At 27.4% G+C, this 25,660-nt stretch carries 25 protein-coding genes, 1 pseudogene and 1 other annotated feature; of the genes and pseudogenes, 5 read left to right on the forward strand and 21 right to left on the reverse strand.

Annotation, left to right across the window (positions count from 1 at the left end):
• Positions 1-8 precede the first annotated feature (8 nt).
• The gene (locus CP523_RS02980; RefSeq protein WP_066679186.1) at positions 9-542 is read right to left on the reverse strand and encodes a tryptophan transporter; all 534 of its coding nucleotides are present in this window, start codon (positions 540-542) and stop codon (positions 9-11) included.
• A gap of 121 nt (positions 543-663) precedes the next feature.
• Positions 664-900, reverse strand: a binding site (T-box leader).
• Positions 901-945: 45 nt separating this feature from the next.
• Positions 946-2,307: an MATE family efflux transporter gene (locus CP523_RS02985; protein ID WP_066679188.1), complete on the reverse strand. Its 1,362-nt coding sequence runs from the start codon at positions 2,305-2,307 to the stop codon at positions 946-948.
• A 123-nt stretch (positions 2,308-2,430) separates the two neighbouring features.
• Between CP523_RS02985 and CP523_RS02990 the strand changes: the two genes are divergently transcribed.
• The gene (locus CP523_RS02990; protein ID WP_120140473.1) at positions 2,431-3,453 is read left to right on the forward strand and encodes an IS6 family transposase; all 1,023 of its coding nucleotides are present in this window, start codon (positions 2,431-2,433) and stop codon (positions 3,451-3,453) included.
• Positions 3,454-3,756: 303 nt separating this feature from the next.
• On the opposite strand, the gene CP523_RS02995 is transcribed toward CP523_RS02990, so the two are convergent.
• From CP523_RS02995 to CP523_RS16440, 3 genes are all read right to left on the reverse strand, one after another.
• Positions 3,757-3,948, reverse strand: coding sequence for a hypothetical protein (locus CP523_RS02995; protein WP_066677279.1), 192 nt, complete (start codon positions 3,946-3,948; stop codon positions 3,757-3,759).
• Between the two features lie 14 nt (positions 3,949-3,962).
• Positions 3,963-5,192, reverse strand: coding sequence for an IS91 family transposase (locus CP523_RS03000; protein WP_120140379.1), 1,230 nt, complete (start codon positions 5,190-5,192; stop codon positions 3,963-3,965).
• Between the two features lie 152 nt (positions 5,193-5,344).
• Positions 5,345-5,473, reverse strand: coding sequence for a hypothetical protein (locus tag CP523_RS16440; RefSeq protein WP_265586022.1), 129 nt, complete (start codon positions 5,471-5,473; stop codon positions 5,345-5,347).
• A gap of 123 nt (positions 5,474-5,596) precedes the next feature.
• Between CP523_RS16440 and CP523_RS03005 the strand changes: the two are divergent.
• Positions 5,597-6,618 (forward strand): annotated as a pseudogene (locus CP523_RS03005) (IS6 family transposase).
• Between the two features lie 163 nt (positions 6,619-6,781).
• On the opposite strand, the gene CP523_RS03010 reads toward CP523_RS03005, so the two are convergent.
• Positions 6,782-6,970, reverse strand: coding sequence for a DUF4250 domain-containing protein (locus tag CP523_RS03010; RefSeq protein ID WP_066678445.1), 189 nt, complete (start codon positions 6,968-6,970; stop codon positions 6,782-6,784).
• 385 nt (positions 6,971-7,355) lie between these two features.
• On the opposite strand from CP523_RS03010, the gene CP523_RS03015 reads away from it, so the two are divergent.
• Entirely contained in the window at positions 7,356-8,216 is an 861-nt protein-coding gene (locus tag CP523_RS03015; RefSeq protein WP_066678444.1) for a Cof-type HAD-IIB family hydrolase, read from the forward strand.
• Between the two features lie 76 nt (positions 8,217-8,292).
• On the opposite strand, the gene CP523_RS03020 is transcribed toward CP523_RS03015, so the two are convergent.
• Positions 8,293-9,159, reverse strand: a complete 867-nt coding sequence (locus tag CP523_RS03020; RefSeq protein WP_066678442.1) for a tRNA 2-thiocytidine biosynthesis TtcA family protein — start codon at positions 9,157-9,159, stop codon at positions 8,293-8,295.
• Positions 9,160-9,321: 162 nt separating this feature from the next.
• On the opposite strand from CP523_RS03020, the gene CP523_RS03025 reads away from it, so the two are divergent.
• Positions 9,322-10,350 (forward strand): hypothetical protein, encoded by a 1,029-nt coding sequence (locus CP523_RS03025; RefSeq protein ID WP_066678439.1) that lies wholly within the window; start codon positions 9,322-9,324, stop codon positions 10,348-10,350.
• Positions 10,351-10,388: 38 nt separating this feature from the next.
• Here the strand turns inward: CP523_RS03025 and CP523_RS03030 are convergent, their stop codons facing one another.
• The 11 genes from CP523_RS03030 to CP523_RS03080 form a co-directional block, all read right to left on the reverse strand.
• Entirely contained in the window at positions 10,389-10,691 is a 303-nt protein-coding gene (locus CP523_RS03030; protein ID WP_066678437.1) for a Dabb family protein, read from the reverse strand.
• 52 nt (positions 10,692-10,743) lie between these two features.
• The gene (locus CP523_RS03035) at positions 10,744-11,205 is read right to left on the reverse strand and encodes a YdeI/OmpD-associated family protein (protein ID WP_066678436.1); all 462 of its coding nucleotides are present in this window, start codon (positions 11,203-11,205) and stop codon (positions 10,744-10,746) included.
• A 29-nt stretch (positions 11,206-11,234) separates the two neighbouring features.
• Positions 11,235-12,596: an FAD-dependent oxidoreductase gene (locus CP523_RS03040; protein ID WP_120140474.1), complete on the reverse strand. Its 1,362-nt coding sequence runs from the start codon at positions 12,594-12,596 to the stop codon at positions 11,235-11,237.
• 133 nt (positions 12,597-12,729) lie between these two features.
• Positions 12,730-14,130, reverse strand: coding sequence for a carbon starvation CstA family protein (locus CP523_RS03045; protein WP_066678434.1), 1,401 nt, complete (start codon positions 14,128-14,130; stop codon positions 12,730-12,732).
• A gap of 139 nt (positions 14,131-14,269) precedes the next feature.
• Positions 14,270-14,983, reverse strand: coding sequence for a LytR/AlgR family response regulator transcription factor (locus CP523_RS03050; RefSeq protein WP_066678432.1), 714 nt, complete (start codon positions 14,981-14,983; stop codon positions 14,270-14,272).
• A 15-nt stretch (positions 14,984-14,998) separates the two neighbouring features.
• Complete coding sequence (locus tag CP523_RS03055) at positions 14,999-16,642, reverse strand: LytS/YhcK type 5TM receptor domain-containing protein (RefSeq protein WP_227909581.1); 1,644 nt, start codon at positions 16,640-16,642, stop codon at positions 14,999-15,001.
• 134 nt (positions 16,643-16,776) lie between these two features.
• The gene (locus CP523_RS03060; protein ID WP_066678429.1) at positions 16,777-17,214 is read right to left on the reverse strand and encodes a gamma-glutamylcyclotransferase family protein; all 438 of its coding nucleotides are present in this window, start codon (positions 17,212-17,214) and stop codon (positions 16,777-16,779) included.
• Complete coding sequence (pcp, locus tag CP523_RS03065) at positions 17,208-17,849, reverse strand: pyroglutamyl-peptidase I (RefSeq protein ID WP_066678427.1); 642 nt, start codon at positions 17,847-17,849, stop codon at positions 17,208-17,210. Before pcp ends, CP523_RS03060 begins: the two co-directional genes overlap by 7 nt.
• 30 nt (positions 17,850-17,879) lie before the next feature.
• Positions 17,880-18,809, reverse strand: a complete 930-nt coding sequence (locus CP523_RS03070; RefSeq protein WP_066678425.1) for a DUF979 domain-containing protein — start codon at positions 18,807-18,809, stop codon at positions 17,880-17,882.
• Complete coding sequence (locus CP523_RS03075; protein WP_066678421.1) at positions 18,810-19,511, reverse strand: DUF969 domain-containing protein; 702 nt, start codon at positions 19,509-19,511, stop codon at positions 18,810-18,812. It abuts the gene before it with no gap.
• 286 nt (positions 19,512-19,797) lie between these two features.
• Positions 19,798-20,733 (reverse strand): DMT family transporter, encoded by a 936-nt coding sequence (locus CP523_RS03080; RefSeq protein WP_120140475.1) that lies wholly within the window; start codon positions 20,731-20,733, stop codon positions 19,798-19,800.
• A gap of 132 nt (positions 20,734-20,865) precedes the next feature.
• On the opposite strand from CP523_RS03080, the gene CP523_RS03085 reads away from it, so the two are divergent.
• Positions 20,866-21,423: a helix-turn-helix domain-containing protein gene (locus tag CP523_RS03085; RefSeq protein WP_066678417.1), complete on the forward strand. Its 558-nt coding sequence runs from the start codon at positions 20,866-20,868 to the stop codon at positions 21,421-21,423.
• Positions 21,424-21,581: 158 nt separating this feature from the next.
• Here the strand turns inward: CP523_RS03085 and CP523_RS03090 are convergent, their stop codons facing one another.
• From CP523_RS03090 to CP523_RS03100, 3 genes are all read right to left on the reverse strand, one after another.
• The gene (locus CP523_RS03090) at positions 21,582-22,778 is read right to left on the reverse strand and encodes a DUF2812 domain-containing protein (protein ID WP_083089615.1); all 1,197 of its coding nucleotides are present in this window, start codon (positions 22,776-22,778) and stop codon (positions 21,582-21,584) included.
• Positions 22,779-22,898: 120 nt separating this feature from the next.
• A complete protein-coding gene (locus CP523_RS03095; RefSeq protein WP_066678414.1) occupies positions 22,899-23,435 on the reverse strand; it encodes a PH domain-containing protein in 537 nt (178 codons plus the stop codon).
• An 848-nt stretch (positions 23,436-24,283) separates the two neighbouring features.
• A complete protein-coding gene (locus tag CP523_RS03100) occupies positions 24,284-25,597 on the reverse strand; it encodes an alpha-L-arabinofuranosidase C-terminal domain-containing protein (protein WP_120140476.1) in 1,314 nt (437 codons plus the stop codon).
• Positions 25,598-25,660 lie beyond the last annotated feature (63 nt).

The raw sequence follows: 25,660 nt of genomic DNA on the forward strand, positions 1-25,660 counted from the left end.
GTCTCTTATTATTTTACGCTAAAATTCATTCCTGTAGCTTTAAATGCAATTGTAATTGCTTTATATAAAATACTTCCTAATATAGCATTCATAATAGCTGCTGGTATAACAACTACTTTTACTAAATTCATAAATTCTCCTGGTAGTCCAACTATTAATTGTGCTGAATATAAGAAAATTAACCCACTTAAAACTGTTCCAAATATTAATGATAGTATCATCTTTACGTTATCACTAACTCTATTTCTCAAAGGTAATAATATAAAATAAATAATATTTGCTGTTAATACTTTATCTATTATATTGGGAAGTTGTCCACCTGGAAATTTAGTTGTTAAAGCAGTAAATATTCCTATTATAATGCTTGATATTAAAGTTGTTTTATAATCTTTATTACTTATAATAATTATAAATAAAATTGCTATTGCAAAGTCTGGTTGCATTGGCAAACCTAATACAGGGGTAATTTGGTGTAATAATGCTCCTATAGCTATTAATATTGAGTTCAATATCATTTTTTTAACATTTTCATTTCTATTCATTTTCTATTCCTCCTAAAATTAAAAACTATTTTTCTACGTCTTATACCACCATTCACTTCATAACATTTTCAACACCCCCATATAATTTTTACAAATAAATAAAAAAACTCCGTCCTATAAAATATAGGACGGAGATATCCGCGTTGCCACCTAAATTGCTTATAAAAAGCCTCTCATTTTCAGGTACTAACATACCCTATTCCCTATATCGTGGGAATTACGGATCAGCTACTTTCTAAAAAGATTTCACCTCACTCCTCAAAGGCCCATTCACTACTTGCTACAGTACTGGAATCACACCATCTCCAGCTCTCTTAAACCTTACATAGTAGCTACTCTTCCTCTTCAAAGGATTATTCTAAGTATTTTCTTAATATTATACTATGATACTTCCCTAAAATTGTCAACACATTTTAATTTTTTTCTTATTGGGAATTAACACCATTAGCATAAATAATATAATTATTAATACTCCTTTTATCATACTTGTTCCACTTATACTCCACCATATTCCATTTATACCCAAAAAATCAATGTTTGATAATATAATTGATAATGGAACTCTAAATCCTGTAAATATAATGCTTATCCAAGATGGTGTAATTGTGTTTCCTAAGCCAGAAAAAGCCCCTGCTGTAGTTATTTCTAAGCACATAAATAACTGTGAATACCCTAAAATCTTAAGATAAACCTTTCCTTGCTCTATAGCATCTGCTTCTTTTATAAACCATGAAAATACTTGTTCTCCAAAAAACACTAACAATACTGTGGCAAATATTCCAACTATAATTGCCATTATCATAGTTGCTTTATAACCTTTTATTATTCTATCCCACTTATTAGCTCCATAATTTTGTCCAATAAATGATGTTAATGCTGTAGAAAATCCACCTGCTGTCATCCACGATATTGCTTCTATTTGAGAACCTACTTTCTGTACCGCTATTGACACTGGACCCCAACCTGCTATAATTTTCCCTATTAACATAGCAAAAATTGAAAATAATCCATTTTGTAATGCTGCTGGTAATCCTAACTTGCAAATTCTAAAAATATATAATTTGTCTATATACTTTTTATTATTTAAGCTTAAACTATATCCATTTTTTATAAACTCTATTATAAAAATTATAGCAACTATAACTTGAGCAAATACAGTTGCTAAAGCAGCTCCCTTAACCCCTAATTCCGGAAATCCTCCCATACCAAATATTAATATAGGATCAAATACTATATTGAATACTAAACCTATTGTATTTATTATAAAAGGAGTTTTACTATTTCCTGATGCATTAAAAATCCCCGTAAACAATGGATTTAAAAACATAAATATCATTCCTATAGAAACTATTACTAAGTAATCTATAGACATATTAATTATATTTATATCTCCTAAATTAAAAAATCCTATAAGTTGTTTTCTAAAAATTATAAGAGTAACTGTATATATTAGAGCTGTAATAATATTTATTAATAGACTATTATATACAAATTTATTTTTTTCCTTTAAATTATCTTTTCCTATAGATTGAGAAACTCCAATTTCAGCCCCAACTTTAGATATAAAAACTAAAGCACTACCAAACCAAGTAAAGAATCCTGCTGTTCCAACTGCTGCAACAGCATCACTTCCTACTCTACCAATCCAAAGCATATCTATCATGTTATATGCCATCTGGATAAATGAAGTTCCTAGTATTGGTAATGATAATTTTATTAAAGTTTTAAAAATATTATCTGATATTAAATCTACTTTACTTTTCATATTTATCCCCCTTTTTTATCTATCGATCTGTTAAGTTATATGAACATTGCTCTTCTCAACCCAAGGAAATACAATAGGTTTGCAAGACTAAATAATACCCCCTTCGAAAAGGAGAGAAGAACAATGAGCAAAACTAATATAAAATGCCCACGCTGTAATTCTGATAAACTATATAAGTTTGGTATGAATAAGCAGGCTAAACAAAAGTATCAATGTAAGCAGTGTAAGCGCCAATTCGTCCTAGGCGACGGTGACGGACGTCCTAAACTAAATAATCCTAAATGTCCTAGATGCGGTAAGGGAACTTACTTACATCATGCATATAAACATTACAATCGCTATAAGTGCAATAACAAGAAGTGTAATCACATAATAGTAAAACATCACACCACCAATATTGATACAGCTTCTAGTGAATTAGTTAGTGGTTCCCTTTCAATGAAAGGAATGCGTTTTCCGCTACATGTAATACTAACTGCATTAACACTATATTTTTTAAATAATTCATCAACAAGAGCCATTTCTCAATTCTTGATGATTAACTCTGGAATTAAAGTATCTCATGTCACGATAGCCAGTTGGACTAATAAATTTGCACCTTTCTTTAAACAAAAGGCTGATAAATTTAAAGCTAGTTTAAACTTACAATCTGACGATTGGCACGCTGATGAAACAGTAGTATTTATTAATGGTGAAAGATACTACCTTTGGTTAGCTATTGATTCAGAAACTAGATTTATTTTAGCATTTCATTTAACTAAATCTAGAAGTTCTGATTCAGCATACGCATTGGTAAATGAAGCTAAAAAATTTGGTGAACCAGCTAATTTTATAACTGATAGATTACCTTCATATAATGAAGCCGTGGCTACGCTATTGCCCAATACAACTCATATTCCTGTAGCTCCAATGTCTAGTGATACAAATAATAATTTAATTGAATCATTTAATAAAACATTTAAAGCCTGGTATAAAACCAAGAAAGGATTCAACTCTTTTCAAAAAGCTAATAACCTTATATATTTATTTATCTTTCACTATAACTTTATTAGACCACATGGATCATTAAATAACTGTACTCCAGCAGAAGTTGCCGGCTTCGCCAGCGATAGCTTTGCTAAAAACTCTTGGTTTTCAGCATCTTAATTAAATTTAATACCTTTGATTAACCTGCAAAAAATCAATGCTATTGTAGGCTTATTTGCCATACAATAAAACATTCAAACTTATATAATTTTCAAAGAGCAAGTAATTCTATGAAAAATCAAGCTATTTTTTCATATCAACTTAACAGATTCTTATCTATCACATATCATTTTAGATAAAATAAACTTAAAAGTAAATATAATAAAAAAGTGGCTTTCGCCACGCTCCCTTCGGGAATTTAATTTTAAGTACCTTAAGAAGCATAGAACCGATATCTGTTCTATGCTATATTTTTCCTATTAATTAATACTTTATTCCATATACTCCAGTATACTCTTTAGGCCTCATTACTCCTCCGCACTTTTCACATGAAAAGCATGGTGGTTCATCAACATTGCTTTGATCCATTTCATCAAAATATTCAACTACTTCTTTAGGAATATTTTCTTTAGCTCCGCAAATAGTACAAATATATAATATTTCCTCTGTTTTCATCTTACTTCCTCCAACTAAGTTGTTTTCGGAATTATTTTACCACTTAATATACGTTTAGTAATAGCATAATTTTCTATAGCCTTTTCTAATTTTTCTTCATTCTCTTCTATAATCTTAATTCTCAGCCGTTCCCTCATGGACCCATATTTAGGATATACAATATCATGAAATCTCATTTTATTACCACAGTTAGGACATTTACACGGATTTACACCACTTATTGCCAGTATTCTATTCTCCCAAGTTGCTATAGATCTTCTTATACTTAATATCTTTTCATCTATCATTTTTATAAAATTAAATTTTCCTTTGCTTCTTCTAGAATAAATTCCAAAGTATCTTATCATTTTAAAATTTTTCTCTGGAATATGTCTTATTATTCTTTTTATGAACTCATATACATGTACAGTTTCAACTATGACCTTATTATCTTCATGTCTAGTATATTTATAAGTCACATTTTCACCATCATATTTAAGAATCCTTGATTCCGCTATCGCAGGACGTCCCACATATCTCCCTACATATTTTGCTGCTGTCTTCGCTGATTTTATCTCAGTTTTAGCATGAACATAAAAACCTTTATCTTTCTCTTTATATAGTTTATTTTTTAGTAATTTAATTTCTTTTGTATTTCCATTTATATAAGTTATTTCATCTAACAAAACCTTTTGCCATCTTTTTCTTAATGATTCATAAGATATGTGCCTTATATGCCTCCATTCTGTTATATTTCCTCTCCCTCCTTCTGTAACCATCATATGTACATGAGGATTCCACTTTAAATCTCTTCCAAATGTATGTATTACAGTTACTATACCTGGTGTGAATTCCTCCTTTCTATTTAAACTATGCATCCAACTCGTAACAGCTCTCGCTGCGCACTTCGGCAATATCTTAAGTCTTTGTCTATCCAGTCCAAAGAATTCTCTTAATTCTTTTGGTATAGTAAAAACTATATGTCTATGCCTAACATTTATTAAATTTCCCAACATATTATCAATCCAATTATCCGTATAAATCTTTCCACATGAAGTACAAAATCTACTTTTACATGTAAATCCGATTCTCTTTGTAGTATTACAATTATTACACTTCAATTCAATAAATCCATACTTTGTATCTTTACACTTTAAAACTTTTTCTACTTCCTTTTTAACATTAGGTCTAATCTTATTTTTATATAACTTTTCAAACTCTTTCCAATGGTCTTCTAATATTCTTTTTATTTTACCTTTTTTCATCTGTTAAACCTCTAATTTATAATTAATTAATCTAACATATTTGAAGGCTAAAAGCTAGATAATATCTAACTTTCAGCCTTCAAAATTTTTATACTTTCCTGTACATTAAAAAAAGAGGAAGACCACTGTCTTTCCCCCTTAATTTTTTAAAATTAATTATTATTTTTTCCTTCTTCTATTCTATTTCCTATTTTAATTTTTTTATCATTTATTAATGTAGCCACTAGTGCAGTAGATGCCGCTACTAACAAAGCTATTTTCCCTGCTTTCTTTATTTTCATAAATTTGCCTCCCTATATAAAATTTCGATCTGTTAAGTTATATGAACATTGCTCTTCTCAACTCTAGGAAATACAATAAGTTTGACAAGAACTAATTTCCCCCTAGAACAGGAGAGAAGAACAATGAACAAAACAAATATTAAATGTCCTCGCTGTCATTCAAATAAACTATATAAGTTTGGTTTATACAAGCAGGCTAATCAAAAATATCAATACCAAAATTGCAAGCGACAATTCGCTCCTGACAAAGTCAGTAGCCGAGTTTTAAAAAACTATCCTAGATGCCCTAAGTGCGTAAAGGCACTTACTTACATCATTCCTACAAACATTATAATCGCTATAAATGTAATAATAAAAAATATAACCATATTATAGTCAATCATCACAATTTTAACATTGATCCAGCTTCTAGCGAAGCTATTACCGGATCACTTTCTATGAAAGGACTGCGTTTTCCACTTCATGTTATATTAACTACACTCACACTCTATTTTTTAAATAATTCGTCAACAAGGGCTATTTCTCAATTCTTGATGATTAACTCTGGAATTAAGGTATCTCATGTTACGATAGCGAGTTGGACTAATAAATTTTCACCTTTCTTTAAACAAAAGGCTGATAAATTTAAAGCTAGTTTAAACCTACAATCTGACGATTGGCACGCTGATGAAACAGTAGTATTTATTAATGGTGAAAGATACTACCTTTGGTTAGCTATTGATTCAGAAACTAGATTTATTTTAGCATTTCATTTAACTAAATCTAGAAGTTCTGATTCAGCGTACACATTGGTAAATGAAGCTAAAAAATTTGGTGAACCAGTTAGTTTTATAACTGATAGATTACCTTCATATAATGAAGCCGTGGCTACGCTATTGCCCAATACAACTCATATTCCTGTAGCTCCAATGTCTAGTGATACAAATAATAATTTAATTGAATCATTTAATAAAACATTTAAAGCCTGGTATAAAACCAAGAAAGGATTCAACTCTTTTCAGAAAGCTAATAACCTTATATATTTATTTATCTTTCACTATAACTTTATTAGACCTCATGGTTCATTAAATAATTATATTCCAGCTGAAGTTGCTGGCTTTACTAGCGATACCCTTTCCAAAAACTCTTGCTTTGTTGCTACTTAATTTTAATTAATACCTTTGATTAACCTGCAAAAAATCAATGCTATTGTAGGCTTATTTGCCATACAATAAAACATTCAAACTTATATAATTTTCAAAGAGCAAGTAATTCTATGAAAAATCAAGCTATTTTTTCATAACTACTTAACAGATTCTAAAATTTTTATTATTTAAACTGATTTTGTTTCTTTTCATAATTATAACCTACAGCAGAAAGTTTATCCTCTAATTCTTTAGATTCTATTCCTATATCCTCACAAAAAGCTTCTAAAGATGAATATAAATCCCTTAATTTCATATTTACCATACTTACTAAAATATTAGGATCCATTGATAAAATACTTTCTCTATCCATTGTTTATCACTCCTATTTTCTATAGTCTATATAAAAACTATATCATATATTATTTAATAAAAAAACATATTAAAATTTATTGTCATAATTTTAATATATTCTTAATTTTCTTAATAAAAATAGAACTCATTTGAGTTCTATCTTTATTGTTTTTCTTCTTTACTTACTTCTGGTACCTTTGCTGCTTCACTTTTCTTAGGAGATTTATATCTTTTCTTTTCCCATGAAGCTTGTTGTCCATGTTTTGCCATACTAATCACCTCCAAGTTTATACTACTAGTATTTATCTCACTATTAAAATTATTCTAAATTTTGATATACATTTATTCCTTTTCTTGTTACTATAATATCAAAACAATAATTTTTTATACTAAAGGAGGTAATTATGAGATTATTTATTACTGACTTAGATGGAACTTTACTAGATGATTGTCAAAATATAAGCTATGAAAACGCAAAGGCTTTAAAAGATGTACAAGCTAAAGGAATAGAAGTTATTCCTTGTACTGGAAGACCCTTTCTTGATGCCTATAACATATTAAAATCTGCTAATTTATATCCTAATTATATAATATCTTCAAATGGTGCTATGGTCCATAAATCAACTGGTGAAAAATTAGCATCATATCCAATTGAAAAAAAAGATGCTAAATTAGTTTTAGATTACATGGACAAAAATAACTTTCCTTACTCAGTATTTACTGAAGATATAATTTTTCAAAAAGATGATAATTCAAAGCGTTTGAAATATGACTATAATAATACTGAAGAACTTAATTCGCCACTTGCAAATATGGGATTCACTACTTTACTTGAATTATTTACTGTTGAAAATAAAAGCATTGTAAGAGTTTCAAACTATGAAGAAATTCTATCTTCTAATAAAGAACTATTTTATATAGCAGCAAACTCATTTAACCAAGAAAGATTAGATAATGGAAGAAAAGATCTTTCTCATATAAAATCCTTAAACATATCTTCTTCCGCATTTCATAATTTTGATGCAACTAACATAAATGCTTCTAAAGGGAAAGCTCTTGAATTTTTAGCTAATTATCTTAATATTGAATTAAAAGATGTCGTTGCCATTGGTGATAATTATAACGACATTTCTATGCTAGAAAAAGTTAAATATAGTATTGCTATGGGAAATGCAAATAAAGAAGTAAAAAATATTTGTAGGTACACAACTTTGGAAAATTATAAAAATGGGGTTGCTTATGCTATAAGAAAATATGTATTATAAGAAAAAATCTATATTATATGTGAAAGTAACAATATTACTTAACATATAATATAGATTTTTATAAATTTAAAATAATCTATTCTTCATCATATACATCTAAATATTTTGTTTTCTTTCCGCCCTTTTCCCAACCTAAAATAGCATCCATACTAACATTCTCTGCTGACTTAAATATTGATTTTTCTACACCATCAAAATTTTTCTTTAATTCTTTTATTAAGTCTTTTATTTCATACCTTTTATTTCCTATTTTTTCAGCCGCAACCATACAAGCACAGTTTAGTGGCCATATTCCTGCATAATTTGTAAATCTTTTAATATAATCTTCCTCTACATAATATAAAGGTCTTATAAGCTCCATATTTTTAAAATTAGAAGATTTAAATTTAGGTAACATTGTTTTAAAATTACCTGCATATAAAACATTTAATAAAGTTGTTTCTATGACGTCATTATAATGATGTCCTAAAGCTAATTTATTACATCCAAGTTCTTTTGCCTTACTATATAATGATCCTCTTCTCATTCTAGCGCAAAGATAGCAAGGATAATCTTTAGCCATTTTATCTACAACTTCAAATATCCCACCCTCATAAATATATACAGGAATACCTAAATGCTCACAATTTTCTATAAGTAATTCTTTAATTTGAGGGTGATATCCTGGATCCATAGCTATAAATTCCAATTCAAAATTCATTTGACCATGTCTCTTTAATTCTTGGAAACATTTAGCCATTAATAAAGAATCCTTTCCTCCTGATATAGCAACAGCTATTTTATCACCATCTTCTACTAATTTATAATCCTTTACTGCTTTTATAAATTTAGACCAAATATGCTTTCTATATTTCTTAACGATACTACGTTCAATTTCTTCTAATGATTTTTTTTCCTCTGTCGGAATCATTCTTTCGCAACCTTTTCCTGATATGCTACTCATCTAATCACCTCTGTTTATTAAATCTTTATAAATTATAACACCTTTTTATACTAATGTCTTTATTTAAGTTAAGTTTACTTAATAATAATTTAACTATAAAGTGTAACATTTATTTAAATATAAAAATATACTATTAATTAATTAATATATTTGGAGTTAAAAATGATTATTTATGAAGATAGTTATAGAAATGAAAATTTCTATAATCATGATGAAAATTTCTATAATCATGATGAAAATTTAAATGAATACAGTACTGATTCTAATAGAATTCCTCCATTTGGGAATTTTCCTCAACCACCTAATAATCCTGGCATAAATAATCCTAGCATGAAACTTGGAAAGCCTCCAAGCTATATACCAAGTAAAAATGATCCTGGAGTTCAATCATTTAATTCTTCTAAATCTAAAGGAGTTAGTACTAAAGCTGTAAGCCCTAATGCAATAAGCTTTTGCTTATATAAATTTACTTATATTTGGGAAGTAAGTGGACGTAGTTATTGGATTTATCTAATAACTGTAGATAAGGTATCTATTTCTGGATTTAGATGGATGGGATTTAATTGGGGATACTTTGGAATTGATTTAAAGAAAATAGATTCTTTCATATGTTACAGGTCTAACTCTTCAAATGAGGACTGTACTGGATATTGTTACAAAAACCCAAATGATACGTTTAGAGAAAATATAAAAACTGAATTTTCTAATGAAGGTGTTAAAAACATTTATTCTAGAGTTCTTTCTGTTGTTGATATACCTGAATATAAAGAAGATGTATTTATTGAAAATATTGGTTCAATAGATGGTAGAACCATTGAAAGTAAAATCCCTTGTACAAAAACTAGAACTGTAAGTTACAAAATAACTTTAGAAGTAAGCTATCCCGAAAATATTAGTGATAGTTTAAAAGAGCAAATAAATCTTGCTGCAAGAGATTCATCAATTGATGCTTATGAAATGCTTACAAGTATAAGAAGTCAAGAAAGATATATATATCCTTTAGCTATTGAAAATAGTTCCTCTGATTTAATTTCAAAATCATTATCATATTTTTCTAAGAAATTCTCTTCTCAAATTAGAAGTTTACCTAATTGGAAAGAGCTTTCTAGAAGAATACATTATTCAATTAGACATGAGCAGGTTCCTGGAAACTGGAATATTCAAAATATGTCAAATATAAATAAATACTAAATAAAAAATCAGCTAAGAAAATCTTAGCTGATTTTTTATTAAATCCTATAATCTACTACTGCTCTTTCTTCTGATACCTTACTTATAAATTTTGCTACTTCTAAATGTTTTTTATTTTTTTGATAACTATCTAAATCCTCTAAACTACTAAATTCTGAATTTAAAACAATATCATATGCTTGAGAACCTTCTTTTATATTTATACCTACCTCAATAAATTTTATTTCACTTATTAATTCTTTTAAGTCTTCTATTAATTTTTTAATTTTATTAGCATTTGTAATTTTATTTTCTCCTTCTGCATTATCTTTTAGCTTCCACATTACAATATGTTTAATCATAAAATTTCCCCCTTATTTTATAATAATAAATTTAAATTTGAATAATTATTATTTAGCTAATTAAACTTTTTTTATTTTTTAGCATTCTTAAAGATTCCTTTACACGATTACTACGAGTTTCTTCTCTTTTGGCAGATACTATCCAATTAACATATTTTTTTCTATTTAAAAAAGACATACTATTCCAAGTATCATTAATCTCTTTATCTCTAGCTAGTTCTAATTCTAAATCTTCAGGAACCTGTACAACTCTCTCTTCTTCATCTTTTTCTACTGTAACTAAAACCATATCTCCAAAATCCTTATTTATCTTACCTCTTATTTCTTTAGTTACTCCTATTATGTGGCATCCCCCTCCCATTTTGACTATTGATCCTCTATACTCAACTCCATCAAAGGTTACTTTTACTTTAACTCTTTTTGCTCCAAATACATTTTCTACATTAAAAGGAATTTCTATGTATGCACCACCTTTTCCTTGTGCCATTTTTAACTCTCCATTGAATTTTTCCATAAAAATATTCCTCCCTAAGATTATTGATATTAATCATTATTTATTTTTATACTTTGTGGAAAATTAAATACATCTTCTGGATCATACTTACTCTTTATAGTTCTTAATCTTATACTATTCTCTCCATAATATTCTTTTTCATAATTATCAAGTTCTGCAATAGGAAAATTAATAAATGATCCCTTAGTAATTGATTTTATATACTTAAACTTTTCCTTAACCCATTCTCTATTTATAGGTGCATATTCAGCTTCTTCCCAAACTGACTGTAATCCCATAATAAATTTTGCATCTCTATAATAAAAAGCTGTATTTACTTTATCCTTATTAGAAATAACTCCTCCTAATCCATAAAATGAAACAGCTGCATATATAGAGCCTTCTTCTCTATCTTTTACTAAATTTACTATATCTATTATTTCTTCTTTAGTATAATCTTTATATACGAATCTTCCTGTAGATTTATATTTTTCATATGGTGGATGACTATCTTGAATTCTTCTATTAGCTTCTAATACTGTAATATACTCTAAATCAAAGTCACTTATCTTAGATAGATTTCTAAATGGACTTAAAATTATATTAGCCTCTTCATTGGTCCCATAAAATAGCCCTGTAATTCGAACTCCTCTACCTTTTTCTTTTGAATTATATATTCCCATTTTAAAATTAAATCTTTTATCTAATGTTTTAAATTCTTCTTGCCAAACTTCAAATATATTTATATTTTCTTCCATACTTACATTCTTATAATCTAAATTTATCAATGTAGCCATTTTTATTTTCTCTGGAAGGTTAAATGTCATTGATGTAACTACACCAAAGTTTCCTCCTCCGCCACCCATAGATGCCCACAATAAATCTTCATTTTTATCTTTATTTGCAATTATTTTTTCACCATTATAATTTATAAGTTCTAATTCAATTAAATTATCAGAAGCAAGTCCTAATAATCTAGCTGAATATCCCCATCCTCCTCCTAATACTAATCCAGAAACTCCAACTGTAGGACATCCACCTCCTGGAAAAGGATAATTTCTCTCACCTAAAAATTCATACAACTCTCTATTCCTTACCCCACCTTGTATTTTTACTATATTATTTTTTTCATCTATATCAATATCATTCATATTACTTATATCAATAATTGCTACATCGTTTCCTGTAGAATATCCCTCATAGTTGTGAGCACCTGATCTTATTCTAATTGGTACAAAATTATCTCTTGCCCACTTTATGGAATTAATAATATCTTCTCTATTATAACAGTAGATAATTACTAAAGGATATTTTTCAATAGCCCTATTCCAGCTTTTTCTATCTTCTTCATAACTAAAATCCTCTCTTGTAACTACTTTTCCTGTTAAATTACTATAATCAAATTTTCTCATTTGCTTCACCTTCTCATTAAGCTAGTTTGTACTTATTATGATAATATCATACCTTTAATATTTTTCAACAGAAAAAAAGTAGTAGTTAATATTATTTAGCTACTACTTTTTAATATCTTTATATATTATTCATTTAAACTTTTTGATTCTTTCTTGTATATCTAATAAATATTACAAATAAAACTAATGAAAATATTATTCCTACTATATTTGAAATTCCAGCTGCTAATTTAAAACCTTCTGGTGCTTGAAGTATATATGCACTAGTTACAGCTGACATAAATACTGCTGGTACTGCGCAAATCCAATAATTTTTCTTAGCTTGTACTAAATAAGCTGATGCAGCCCATAACATTATCATAGCTAAAGTTTGATTAGCCCAAGAGAAATACCTCCAAATTATAGCAAAGTCTATAAAAGTTAATGCTATTCCTACAGCAAATAAAGGTATTGCTATTTTAAATCTATTTGCAAACTTATCTTGTTTCATTCCCATAGTATCTGCAATAGTTAACCTTGCACTTCTAAATGCTGTATCACCAGAAGTTATAGGACATGCTACTACCCCTAATATGGCAAGTATAGCTCCAATCTTACCCATTAAAGAATTTGATATAGTATTTACTATAGTAGCTGGACCACCATTTGCTAATGCTGTATTTAATCCTTCTGTTCCTCCAAAGAAACTCATAGCGGCTGCAGCCCATATTAATGCAATTACACCTTCAGCAATCATGGCACCATAAAATACTTTTCTTGCTTCTGATTCTTTTCTTACGCATCTTGCCATTATTGGTGATTGAGTTGCATGGAAACCTGAAATCGCTCCACAAGCTATAGTTATAAATAAATAAGGAAATATTGGTGTTCCCTTTGGATGAAAATTAACAAATTGGATTTCAGGAATAGTATATCCCTCTATTAAAATTCCAACTCCTATCCCAACTGCCATTATTAAAAGACATGCTCCAAAAAGAGGATAAATTTTCCCTATAATCTTATCTATTGGTAAAACTGTTGCTGAAATATAGTAAATTATAATTATTACAATAAATATATTTCTATCTATTCCTGTTAATGTTTTTAATAAATCAGCAGGACCTGTTAAAAATACAACTCCAACTAAAACTAATAAAACTACAGAAAAAACAACCATTATTTTTCTTGGTATATCCCCTAAATATTTACCAACTAAATCTGCTACTGAAGCTCCATTATTTCTCATAGATAATACTCCAGTAAAGAAATCATGAACTGCACCTGCAAATATGCATCCAAATACTATCCATAAAAATGCTGCTGGTCCCCATAAAGCCCCAGCTATAGCCCCAAATATTGGCCCTAAACCTGCAATATTTAAAAACTGAATTAAAAATATTCTTGGCCAACTCATTGGAACAAAATCAACCCCATCTTGCATTGTTTCAGAAGGTGCTTTAAAAGAGTCATCTGTTCCAAAAACTTTTTCCACAAACTTACCGTAAGTAAAATAACCAACTACTAATAATACTAATGAAATTAAAAATGATATCATAACAATCACTCCTTAAGTAGGATTTATTTATTAATCCTAGTATATATCTACAGCTTTTGAAAAGGTATTCATTATGCATGAAATACTCTATTTATACATGAACTGCAATATGTTGTTATGAAATACACCTAAAATAATTCTATAAACTTAATATACGCTTAAAATCTTTTACTTTATTTCTACTAACAGGAACTTCTTTTTCTATATCCTTTATTTTTAATACATAGGTTCCATTAAACCAAGGTTTAATTTCTTCTACCTTTCCTAAATTCACTATATATGATCTATGTGATTTATAAAATTCTTTATTTGATAATTTACTTTCAATTTCTGAAATTTTATGTTTAGATAAATATTCTTCACCATTAACACAAACTTTAACAGTTCTCCCTGATGCTTCTAAATAGCATATATCTTTAGTATTTACAACATATATTTTACCATTTCTCATTACAGACAACTTATCACTTTTTCTATCGTTATTTAATTTTTCATCTCTAGAATCCTCTATTCTTTCTAATGATGAAATAATACGTTCTTCAGAAAATGGCTTTAATAAATAATCAAATGCATGAATATCAAATGCATCTAATGCATACTCTTTATATGCTGTTATAAATATTACTTTACCACTAAAATTTAACTTACATAATATTTTCGCTAAATTAATTCCATCTATTCCTGGTATATTAATATCTAAAAATATTATGTCTACGCTATTTGCTTGTAAGAACTTTAATGCTTCCGTACCATCTTCAAATTCACTTAAAATATCCATACTACTAAAATTTTTAATAAAATATTTAAGTTCTTCTCTTGCTGGTAATTCATCATCTACTATAATACAATTCATAAAATTCACTTCCTATCATATTTCAAAGGAAATTCTAGTTCCCTTTTGAAGTCTTTCTATTTTTAACCCTTTTCCATATATAAGCTTCATCCTACAATGTACATTATATAAACCAATCTTATTTTCATCAACTTGTCCATTATAAATTTTATCTATTATACTAGAATCAATTCCACAACCATCATCTTCTATAACTATTCTATGCCTATCTTTATATTTTTCACATCTAATCCAAATATCCCCTCCTGTTCTTTTCTCTAAAATACCATGTTTTATTGCGTTTTCTATAAGTGGTTCTATTGTTAATGGTGGTATTTTAAGATTCATATAAAATTCATCTATTTCATAATGAGCTTTAATTCTATCTCCAAATCTAGCTTCAGCTATAGATACATAAGCCTTAACTTGTTCTAGTTCTTTCTTTAATGAGATAAAATCACCATTAACCTCTAAGTTATATCTTAAATAATCTGATAAATTTACAATTAATTCTCTAGCTCTTTCTGGGTTTATTCTTACAAATGAAGTTATTGTATGAAGAGAATTAAATAAAAAATGTGGATTTATTTGAGTTTGAAGTGCTTTTATTTCAGCTTTATCTGCCATTTCTTTATATTTTTTAATCTTACCTATTTGTATTTGATAAGAAATTAAATTAGCTAATCCTATTACTAAATGTTTATTTTTTTCCGTAATTCCATTTTCTTTATTAAAATAAACCTTTAATGTTCCAATAACTTGATTATCAAAAACTAATGGTGTTATTATAGCTCCTTTAGATTCCTTGCCTTCAATACAACTAAATAATTCTGTACCTTCTTCATTTTTTAATATTTCTGTTTCACCAGTTTTTAAAACTCTCTTTGTATAATTACTAACTATTTTTCTATTATTAAGCTTTAACTTAGTATTTTGAGATGAATAAGCTAAAATTTCTTCCTTATCTGTTAAAATTACTATTTGTGCATCTATACTAAATCTTATTATTTCACATACTTTTTTTAAAGATTCATTTGTAACCTCTTTAAAATACGGTAAAGTTTTGTTAGTTATTTCTAAAGTTATTCTCGCTTGCTCTCCCTCTAATCTTTCCTTTTCTTGAAATATGCTTTTTATAATTGTCATAACCATTAAAATTCCTAAAGAATTTATAATTACCATAGGTACATATATTGTTGATATTATACTTCTTCCATCTTCAATCATTAATGCTATTAAAATCATACTAATTGTTTCTACAAAAATTGTGCTAAAAATCCCATAAGAATATTCATTTTTTATCTGATATTTCTTATACAATAATCCTGGTAAAACTCCAGCTAATAAAGTGCCTATTGCACAAGGAATTGTTGTTCCTATTAATGGTCCATAATATAATCTATGCAAGCTAGCAACAGTACCTGCAATTCCTCCTACTATTGGTCCGCAAGTAATAGATGCAGCAACAATACTTACATTTCTTATATTAACTATTGCTCCATTATAATTTATTCCAAGGTAAGTACCTATCATACCTAATAAAGCAAAAACTATTGAAACTATTATAATATCCTTTTTCTCTTGCTCCTTATACTCTATAGCTTTTTGAATTATTTTACTTTTTGACATTGTAAATGCAATTAATATTACATATCCTAAATTACTTGCTAATTGACTCAATAACTGCCACATATAATTCACATCCTAAAACAATATTATTTATCATATTTTTAATTATACTATAAGAAATAATTTATCATATAACTAAAAAATCTTTGTAAACAAAAGTCTACAAAGATTTTTTAATTATATATTTAAACATTCTCTTTTTGCTGATATTCTTTCCAGTTACCATTATCAATAAAGATAGCTTCTTCGTTAAAATTTACATCTAATTCTTTATTATATATGTAAGAATAACATAATTCCTTAGTTCCATCTTCATATAAAACTTCTACTAATTCTTTATTATATTCATTATTAGGATTTCCTTTTGAAATAAAACCTTCCATTTCATCTACCGAGTTCATAACCTCATCATAATTTGAAAGTGTCATAACTTCTCCATATACTTCTCCATTACCATCTATAACTGCGGGATATCCTTTATAAGGCATATGATATAAAATGAAGTTATTCATTTTAGCGGGTTTATTTTCAATTACATTTCCTTTTAAATATCTATCATAATTGAAAAATCCCTCTCTTAAACTACCATACACAAATATTTTAATTTCTTTATTTTCTAACAAATAGTTCCACCTACAACCTTTACGTCTTTATCATGTTCAACTGCTGCTTTAATGCATAATTCTAATCCTGAAGTTATATCATCTAATGACATATATGGAGTATTAGGTTTTGAGATTACTTGTGATGAAACATAAGGAACATGAATAAATCCACCCTTTTTATTTGGATACTTTTTATTTATTAAATAAAGCACACCATACATAACATGATTACATACAAAAGTACCTGCTGTATTAGAAAGACTAGCTGGTAATCCTCCATCTGTTACTTCTTTCACCATAGCTTTAACTGGCAAGTTAGAAAAATATGCATTTTCTCCATCTTCAAATATTCTTATATCTAAGGGTTGATTTCCTTCATTATCTTTTATTCTTGCATCGTCTATATTAATTGCAACTCTTTCAGGAGTTATTCCAAATCTGCCTCCTGCTTGACCCACTGAAATAATAATATCTGGATTTTTTTTTATTATAGCTTCTTCAATCTTTTCAAGAGATTTTCTAAATACTGTTGGAATTTCTAATTTTATTATTTCTGCTCCTGATATTATTTCTGGAAGTTTCTTAACAGCCTCCAAAGCTGGATTTATTGGTTCTCCTCCAAAAGGATCAAATCCTGTTATTAATACTTTCATTATTCATCGCTCCTATTCATTTCTTAAATTTTAAAATGCTAAGAAGTACATTAGTGGTATATGTATTAACAATAAAACTATTGCATATATTGACTGTGCTTTTATTACTCCATTATTATCTTCAATATCTAGCAAAACTGCTGGAAGTATATTGAAATTAGCAGCCATTGGTGTTAACAATGTCCCACAAAATCCTGCCGTCATGGCTATTGCTGATGCTATTATAGGATCTCCTCCTTGAGCAAAAACAAAAGGTGCACCTATGCCAGCTGTAATAACTGTAAAAGCTGCAAAAGCATTACCCATTATAGCTGTAAATAAAGCCATTCCTACACAATAAGCAGTTATTCCAATCCAAACATTTCCTTCAGGTATTACACCAGAAATCATATTTGATATAATATCTCCAACTCCAGCTGCTGCAAATAATGCTCCTAATGATGCTAATAGTTGTGGTAATATTGCTGTTGATCCTATTGCTTGCAACATTCTATCACTATCTACTATAGCTTCCTTAGGCTTTGCTCCAGTAATAAAAAATGTTATTATTATTGCAACTACTGCTGATATTCCTATAGCTGTTACGCCTGATAACTTAGTAAATTGTGCTATTCCAAGAGCAACAAATGCTATTATTAAAGAAGGTAAAAATATTTTTATCCCGATTTTTTCTGCTTTTACTCTTGCAAAAGTTTCATTTAATTGAGCTATTGTTCCTACATTTATTTGATTAAATGCTCCTAAAACTCCAATAATAACAATTAAACCTCCTACAACAATAGAAGGAATAAATTCACCAAATATAAATATTGTAGCTAGTATTCCCCAAAATGTTGCTGTACCTAATCTTGTTTTATGATTTGTATCTTTTAATGTATATACCATTGTTATAATCATCATAATACCAATCATTATATAAAAAATATTTAATAAAAGGTTTGAAAGTTTAGCTATATCCATTTATTTCTCCCCCTTTTTATTATCTTTAATTCCATACTTTTTAGATAATTTTCTGTCTAAATAAATATTTTGAATTACTCCTAATATAAATGCAATTATAGCTACTGGTATAGATGCTTTTGCTACCGCTAAAGTATCAACATTAGATCCTATTCCTGGTAAATTCAATTCACTAAGAGCTCCCGCTATTAATAGAACTCCTGAATTAGCCATAAAAACATTTTGTCCAAAAAAATTACCATAGTTATCTGTAGCTGCTGCATATGATTTAATCATATCCTCATCTTTTCTATCTATTTCACCATACTTTGCAATAGCTGCCCCTTGAGCCATAGGATTTATTAATGGACGAATAAATTGAGGATGCCCTCCAAGTCTTACAGATAATGTGCTTGCTAACTCTCTAATAAATAAGTATCCAGTAAGTAACTTTCCTGTAGAAAGTCCTTTTACTTTTTCTATAAGCATAATTGCCATCTGCTTTAAGCCATATCTCTCACATAATCCTATAACAGGTAAAGTTAGTAAGAATAAACACATTTCTCTTTTAGCTACAAAGGTTTCTCCTAAAGTACTTAAAACATCTACAAAACTCATATCTGAAACAAGTCCTGTTACAATTCCTGCTGATATAATAACTGCAATTGTATTTAGTTTTAATGCAAATCCAATTATTATGATTAAAATTCCTATTAGTGCCATATTCATCTCCCTTTCATAATTGTATATTTTATGTTTTATTTATCCATTATACATATTTATTTTGAAAATTTCTACAGAAATTTTGCCATTCTACATTTTATTTCTCTATATTTATAGTTAAATTCTTAAAATTTCATTCTATTTTTTAATAATTATGTATTTTATAAAATAATATATTCTTACTACCTTCATTAATTAATCCATGTATATTTACTAAGTATACAAATATAAATATTTCTTCTTAACAAGTCTAAACTACCCTTTATAATCATTACCCTCCTTATCTTTAAGATTTAATAATACTATTTAGAACCATACCAATTACTACTAAAATTATTCCAACTATTCCTATAGTTGTTGGAATCTTATCATTTAATATAAATATCCCTCCTAAAAGTGTAAATATTACTTCCCCAGCTTGAGTTGATTCTATTATTGCTATTTTATGTGCATTATTACTTACCATATCAGTAGCTTTAAAAAATAGTATAGTTGCAATAACACCTGAAAACATAGCAACAATAAAGGATTGAACTACTTGTCCCTTGCTTGGAAGTCCTACAATTATTGTGCCCCAAATTGATATAAATAACCAAAAAGGTATACTACATAATGTCATTCCAAACACTCTTTGAAATGTAGTAAATTCATTTTTGCAAACTTCCATCATTTTACGATTGCCCAGTGGATAAGCAAATGCAGCTATAACTACAGGCATAATTATTAAAAATGTTCTACCTATTGAAATATCTTTTGCTTCTTCAAACATCATAATAAATATTCCTAATAATATTATTGATGACATCATTAAAGATTTTTTAGGAATACTATTCCTTACATATACTACATTTTTTCCAACTTCTATTTTTTTAGTAAATAATGGTGTCATAATTGCACCTGCTACTATTGTTATTTGCCAAGTTCCTGCAACTAACCATGAAGCGCCGTATTCTGATGCAAAGCTAAGTGGTGCATAAAATAATCCAAATCCTACTGTACTCCAAATAATCCATTGAATAGGTCTTTTAAAAATATCTTTTATTACAGGATTTAACTGATTATTTAAAATCATAATAATAAATAAAATTGGCAACATAAAAATATATCTAAGAGATGAACTCCATATCCAACTTCCTCCTTCAATATTTATTTGCCTATTTAATATAAATGTTAACGAAAAAAATAGGGATGCTCCAATACCAAATAAAATTGCTTTCTTCAACTCTATTCCTCCTTATTTTATATGTTATATTGTAAAATATACGTTATATTGTATAATATATATTTTACAAAATCAATCTAATATTATAAAATAATATCTGTTAAAACATACAAATTCTAATAGGAGATTAAAATGAAAGATTTAAATTTAATTATAGGTAATAAACTTAAAATCATAAGAAATACGCGTAATTTAACCTTAGATGAAGTCTCTAAAATAACAGGAGTTAGTAAAGCTATGCTTGGTCAAATAGAGCGTGGTCAATCAAACCCTACTGTTTCTACCCTATGGAAAATTGCAAATGGTTTAAAAGTATCCTTTTCTTTATTTATTGAAGAAAATCAAAATGATCTTCAAATAATACATCAAAATGAAGTAACACCAATAATAGAAGATAATAAAAAAATGAGTTTGTACCCAATCTTTCCTTTTGATGTTAATAAGGGCTTTGAAATATTCACCATAGAACTTAATCCTGGATGTAATCATATATCTAATCCTCATAATGATGGGGTAGAAGAATATATAATAGTTACTGAAGGGGAAATTGTTATTGATATAGATTCAAAGTCCTTTGAGTTAAAAAAGGGAGATTCTATTAGATTTATAGCTAATAAATCTCATACATATAAAAACATAAAAGAAAATAAAGCAGTATTTCAAAATATAATAAACTATTCTAAAATATAAATTTTTATAGCTGTAATCATATTAGTATTAATTACAATTACATTATATTAAAACTATAATTTAATAATTATTTTTGAAAAATCACAAAAAACAGCCCCTAGTAAACTTAATTTTTCTTACTAGGGACTATTTTTATATACCTTTAATAAAATAATATATTATTCCTTAAATACTTTTTCATAAGATTTATTTAATAGTTCATCTTCACTTAAAATTTCATTCCAATCATTAATCTCAATAATTTTATTATCTGAGAACATTAAATAAGTATTTCTATCTTCTTTTTTATAAACTTGTATTTCCGATGGAAGATTTGTTTCCTTTTTTATATATTTTATATTAAATTTTTTTAACCAATCCATCTTCTTATTAACAACATACTCTACAGTCCATTTATAATCACTTTCAAATAAATCATAACTTAAATCAATTCTTTCTCCTTTAACACTATAATATAATGTAGATGCTAAAATCCCCTTTTCTTCATCAATATGCTTACCCTCATCATTTATACTCTTATCATTAAAATCATTTAAAACTATTGGATAATTTTCCTCTTCAATTTTAGTATCACTTGAATTAATTTTTGAAAAAACTTCACTAAAAACTAATACGTTAATCCCAATAAAAATAATTATTGTAAAAACAACATAAACTATTATGTTTAAAGTTTTTTTATCTTTACAATTACTTCTACTTATAAAATTCATTATTATAGATAATAAACCTGTTGCTAATAAAATTAATACTAACAATTTTAACATATATGCTTCTCCACTTGTCCCCATATATATAATTAATGATAGCATTAATAGTATACTTATATTATTAAGAACTAATCTAACCTTCATTGCTTTAAAGCAGTTATATGACACAACATCTCCTTTTTTTAAAGCAACTTTACCCTTAACACCCCAAATAACAAAATTAACTACGCCTATTACTCCATGTATTATAAATATAGATAAAATAAATAATAAAAATATTTGTATATCATTTGCTAAAAAGTTTACATTATAACTTCTAAATATGGTTATATATTGAATATATACAACTGATAATATCATAATTAAACTTGATAAAACATGCTTTAAAGATGCTTTAAAAATACAATTAAACTTTTCCTCTTCATCAGTGTGAATAGGATTATTACTTAAATCACTTTCACTGCAATAAATTTGTATTTTTTCTCTTTCGCAAACAAATTCCCATCCTGCTGCTTTACAATATTCTCTGTATTCTAATGCACTCTCACTATTTTTGCCATCAAAAAATGATATCTTATCCATTATATCTACTGAATATTTTATTTTCTTAGGTTCTATTCTTTTAAACTTCAATAGATATCCTCTCATATTTAAGAACTTCTTTACTTTTAATTGATATTACATCTACTTTGTCATAATATACATTATAAAAATTACTAAAAATGGTGTATACAGAAATATAAATTATATCTCCCTATACACCATTAATTATAAGCCTAAGAGTTCTTTTTTCTTTACATTAAATTCTTCTTGTGTTAATGCTCCCATATCTAATAATTGTTTATATTTAATTAATTCATCTGCAGCAGATTTAGTATTTGCCACTTGAGTCAATGGAGTTGTTTTAGACTGTTTATATATTTCCATCTCTTTATTAACTGCATCAGCAAAGAAACTTACTGTTATATTAGGCACATTTTCTATAGTCCTTGTGGTTGTTCCATCTGTAATAGATATTTTACCATATAAAAAGCCTTTACAATGTGATATACTATTAATTCTATCTAAAGGAATATCTATTAATTCTAATCCATAGATTATACCTTTATCTAACATTAATACACGCTTATTAGTACATACTATAAGCCAAGTCTTTTTATCTATTAGCCCACTTGTCAGTGCTTTAATATGTTCATCTACTCCAAGTACAGTAGGTAACTCTTGAATCTCTGCTATAGCTTCATCTTCAACTTTGTAATTTAGAGCTGATATTTCAACTTGAATATCCAGTGCTCTTTGCTTCATCTCATTTTAAAATTTACACAAAATAACACTTAAATATTAAATATATATAATATTATTAAATAAATTCCATTACGCAGATGCGCTTTAACTTATTATATACATTAGTAATTTAAACTTATGAAATTAGTAAAAATATTAATAATATCTCAGTAATTTCGAATAGTAATATTACTAAATGGTCTTAACTCACTATAAAAGATGCATTAAATGTGAACTATATTTGTTACATAAAGATCCCATTTAATGCACTTTTCACAGTATTACTTATTGTTAAATTTTTCAATATTATAAGAATAACCCTAGATTTTTAAATTCCAAGGTTATCTCTTTATAACAATATTTAAAATATTTCTTTTATATTTTTAAGTTCTATAACTTCACTTTTATCCTTAGTACACACATAAATCAAACTGCTTCTATTGAACATTTTGACTCTTTATTTCTGATTCTAAATTAGCTTTTTTGCTATTTAAATCTTCTAAAGCACTTTTTTACTTTCTAGTAACCTCTTATTACTCTCAACTTTAGAATTTATATCTTTTTCTAATGATTTAGAAACTGTTCCTATTCCGCCCATAAAACTTCCAATTATAAATACTATATATATAATTATTATTTTTTTAAATTCTTCTTAAACAAATTTACTATTCTCCATTTCTTCCATATATATTAATAAATTTACCTTCTAAAACTTAAGTTAGTTTAGAGTTTATTTTAATTACATTTTGAACATGGTGCTATTCCTTTTTCCCTTGCACTCTTAAGATTAACTAAATTAAACCTTATAAATAAATATAAAAATAGAGATTACAAATTGAGTAATCTCTATTTTTATATTTCAGCATTTATTATTTATTTTTTCTAATTAGTAAATCTAATCCTATAGAAGATATTAATAATCCAAATAATCCTACTGCTACAGCAGGTGTTTTACCTGTCTCTGGCAAGCTTCCTTTGTTAATATTATTACTATTATTGCCCTTATTTGATTCGTCTTGTACTATATCATTATTGCTATTTTTAACTAAAACCTTTAAAGCACCTTCTAATTCTTTTTGTGATTTATTAACTTGTTCTAAAGTGGCATTTTTATCATTAAATATTTCTCTTGCTTTAATTAATGCCTCTTCTAAAGTCTTATAACTATCTACAGTACATTTAGTTGCATCTATACCCTCTGCTTTATTTATTAACTCTTCAAGCTTAGACTTATCTGGTATTAATATTAAATTTAAATATGCTTTATTTAAATTATTGTGTGCTAAATCAACCTCTGATTGAGTTGCTTCCTTATTAGTTAATACATTTAAAGCATTTTTTAATTCAGCTTCTAAAACCTCCCATGTTGATGTTATATACTCATATTTATTTAAACCATTAATTTTATCTACAAGCTCTTGAAGCACCTCCTTGTTTACATTAGAAATTTCTAGTTTACCTATAACTTCTTGCAAACCCTTAAGTGCTTCATCTACTTCCTTTTGCGTTGTATTTTCATCAGCTATTACTGAATTTGCTTTTTCTAATGCTTTATTAAATTTTTCTAGAACTGTTGGCGATACTCCTTCTAATGCTCCTTCAGATTTAAGTTTTTCTGCATAATCTATTACCTCTTTTAATGCACTCTTATCTACTTCTTCTCCATTTGTAGATAACTTTATTCCAACAACTGAATGAGCAGGAACTTCATATTCCACATTATCTGGATCAATAATAACTTCACTTTTAACTACATCTACTTTATTTGGTTCTTCTAATGAATTAACATCATACACACCATTTCCAGATAGAGTCATTACCTCTGCCTTATTATCTTTTATCTCTGAATTATTTACATCAATTTTAACTTTTACATTTTCTTCTCTATCCATATTTATAAGAAGTACATAAATACTATCCTTGTCTTTACTTGTCATTGCATGGATCGTGTCTACGTTATTATAGAACTTTTTATTATTTATAATTTTAGTTTCTATAAGATCATTAGCTATCATATTATTTAATATACTAAAGACCTTTAAAGAAGGAGTTCCATAAAATCTATAACTTCCATCTGGCTGTTTTATAGATTGTATTAAAGCTTGTTTTCCTGGACCTAATACATCTCCACCTGGGAAATCTATTAAACAATGCTTATTAGTAAATGCAGTGTTAAACTTCATAAACTCTATAATATTTGCTGCTATATATATAGCATGAGTTTGTGATTGTACAACATCACCAGG

It is taken from the genome of Clostridium septicum (assembly GCF_003606265.1).
In the GTDB taxonomy this organism is placed as follows: Bacteria; Bacillota; Clostridia; order Clostridiales; family Clostridiaceae; genus Clostridium; species Clostridium septicum.

What these genes read in the sequence shown, in the direction of transcription:
- CP523_RS02980 (WP_066679186.1), bottom strand. Translation starts at nt 542, where the DNA reads ATGAATAGAAATGAAAATGTTAAAAAAATGATATTGAACTCAATATTA.
- CP523_RS02985 (WP_066679188.1), bottom strand. Translation starts at nt 2,307, where the DNA reads ATGAAAAGTAAAGTAGATTTAATATCAGATAATATTTTTAAAACTTTA.
- CP523_RS02990 (WP_120140473.1), top strand. Translation starts at nt 2,431, where the DNA reads ATGAGCAAAACTAATATAAAATGCCCACGCTGTAATTCTGATAAACTA.
- CP523_RS02995 (WP_066677279.1), bottom strand. Translation starts at nt 3,948, where the DNA reads ATGAAAACAGAGGAAATATTATATATTTGTACTATTTGCGGAGCTAAA.
- CP523_RS03000 (WP_120140379.1), bottom strand. Translation starts at nt 5,192, where the DNA reads ATGAAAAAAGGTAAAATAAAAAGAATATTAGAAGACCATTGGAAAGAG.
- CP523_RS16440 (WP_265586022.1), bottom strand. Translation starts at nt 5,473, where the DNA reads ATGAAAATAAAGAAAGCAGGGAAAATAGCTTTGTTAGTAGCGGCATCT.
- CP523_RS03010 (WP_066678445.1), bottom strand. Translation starts at nt 6,970, where the DNA reads ATGGATAGAGAAAGTATTTTATCAATGGATCCTAATATTTTAGTAAGT.
- CP523_RS03015 (WP_066678444.1), top strand. Translation starts at nt 7,356, where the DNA reads ATGAGATTATTTATTACTGACTTAGATGGAACTTTACTAGATGATTGT.
- CP523_RS03020 (WP_066678442.1), bottom strand. Translation starts at nt 9,159, where the DNA reads ATGAGTAGCATATCAGGAAAAGGTTGCGAAAGAATGATTCCGACAGAG.
- CP523_RS03025 (WP_066678439.1), top strand. Translation starts at nt 9,322, where the DNA reads ATGATTATTTATGAAGATAGTTATAGAAATGAAAATTTCTATAATCAT.
- CP523_RS03030 (WP_066678437.1), bottom strand. Translation starts at nt 10,691, where the DNA reads ATGATTAAACATATTGTAATGTGGAAGCTAAAAGATAATGCAGAAGGA.
- CP523_RS03035 (WP_066678436.1), bottom strand. Translation starts at nt 11,205, where the DNA reads ATGGAAAAATTCAATGGAGAGTTAAAAATGGCACAAGGAAAAGGTGGT.
- CP523_RS03040 (WP_120140474.1), bottom strand. Translation starts at nt 12,596, where the DNA reads ATGAGAAAATTTGATTATAGTAATTTAACAGGAAAAGTAGTTACAAGA.
- CP523_RS03045 (WP_066678434.1), bottom strand. Translation starts at nt 14,130, where the DNA reads ATGATATCATTTTTAATTTCATTAGTATTATTAGTAGTTGGTTATTTT.
- CP523_RS03050 (WP_066678432.1), bottom strand. Translation starts at nt 14,983, where the DNA reads ATGAATTGTATTATAGTAGATGATGAATTACCAGCAAGAGAAGAACTT.
- pcp (WP_066678427.1), bottom strand. Translation starts at nt 17,849, where the DNA reads ATGAAAGTATTAATAACAGGATTTGATCCTTTTGGAGGAGAACCAATA.
- CP523_RS03070 (WP_066678425.1), bottom strand. Translation starts at nt 18,809, where the DNA reads ATGGATATAGCTAAACTTTCAAACCTTTTATTAAATATTTTTTATATA.
- CP523_RS03075 (WP_066678421.1), bottom strand. Translation starts at nt 19,511, where the DNA reads ATGGCACTAATAGGAATTTTAATCATAATAATTGGATTTGCATTAAAA.
- CP523_RS03085 (WP_066678417.1), top strand. Translation starts at nt 20,866, where the DNA reads ATGAAAGATTTAAATTTAATTATAGGTAATAAACTTAAAATCATAAGA.
- CP523_RS03090 (WP_083089615.1), bottom strand. Translation starts at nt 22,778, where the DNA reads ATGAGAGGATATCTATTGAAGTTTAAAAGAATAGAACCTAAGAAAATA.
- CP523_RS03095 (WP_066678414.1), bottom strand. Translation starts at nt 23,435, where the DNA reads ATGAAGCAAAGAGCACTGGATATTCAAGTTGAAATATCAGCTCTAAAT.
- CP523_RS03100 (WP_120140476.1), bottom strand. Translation starts at nt 25,597, where the DNA reads ATGAAGTTTAACACTGCATTTACTAATAAGCATTGTTTAATAGATTTC.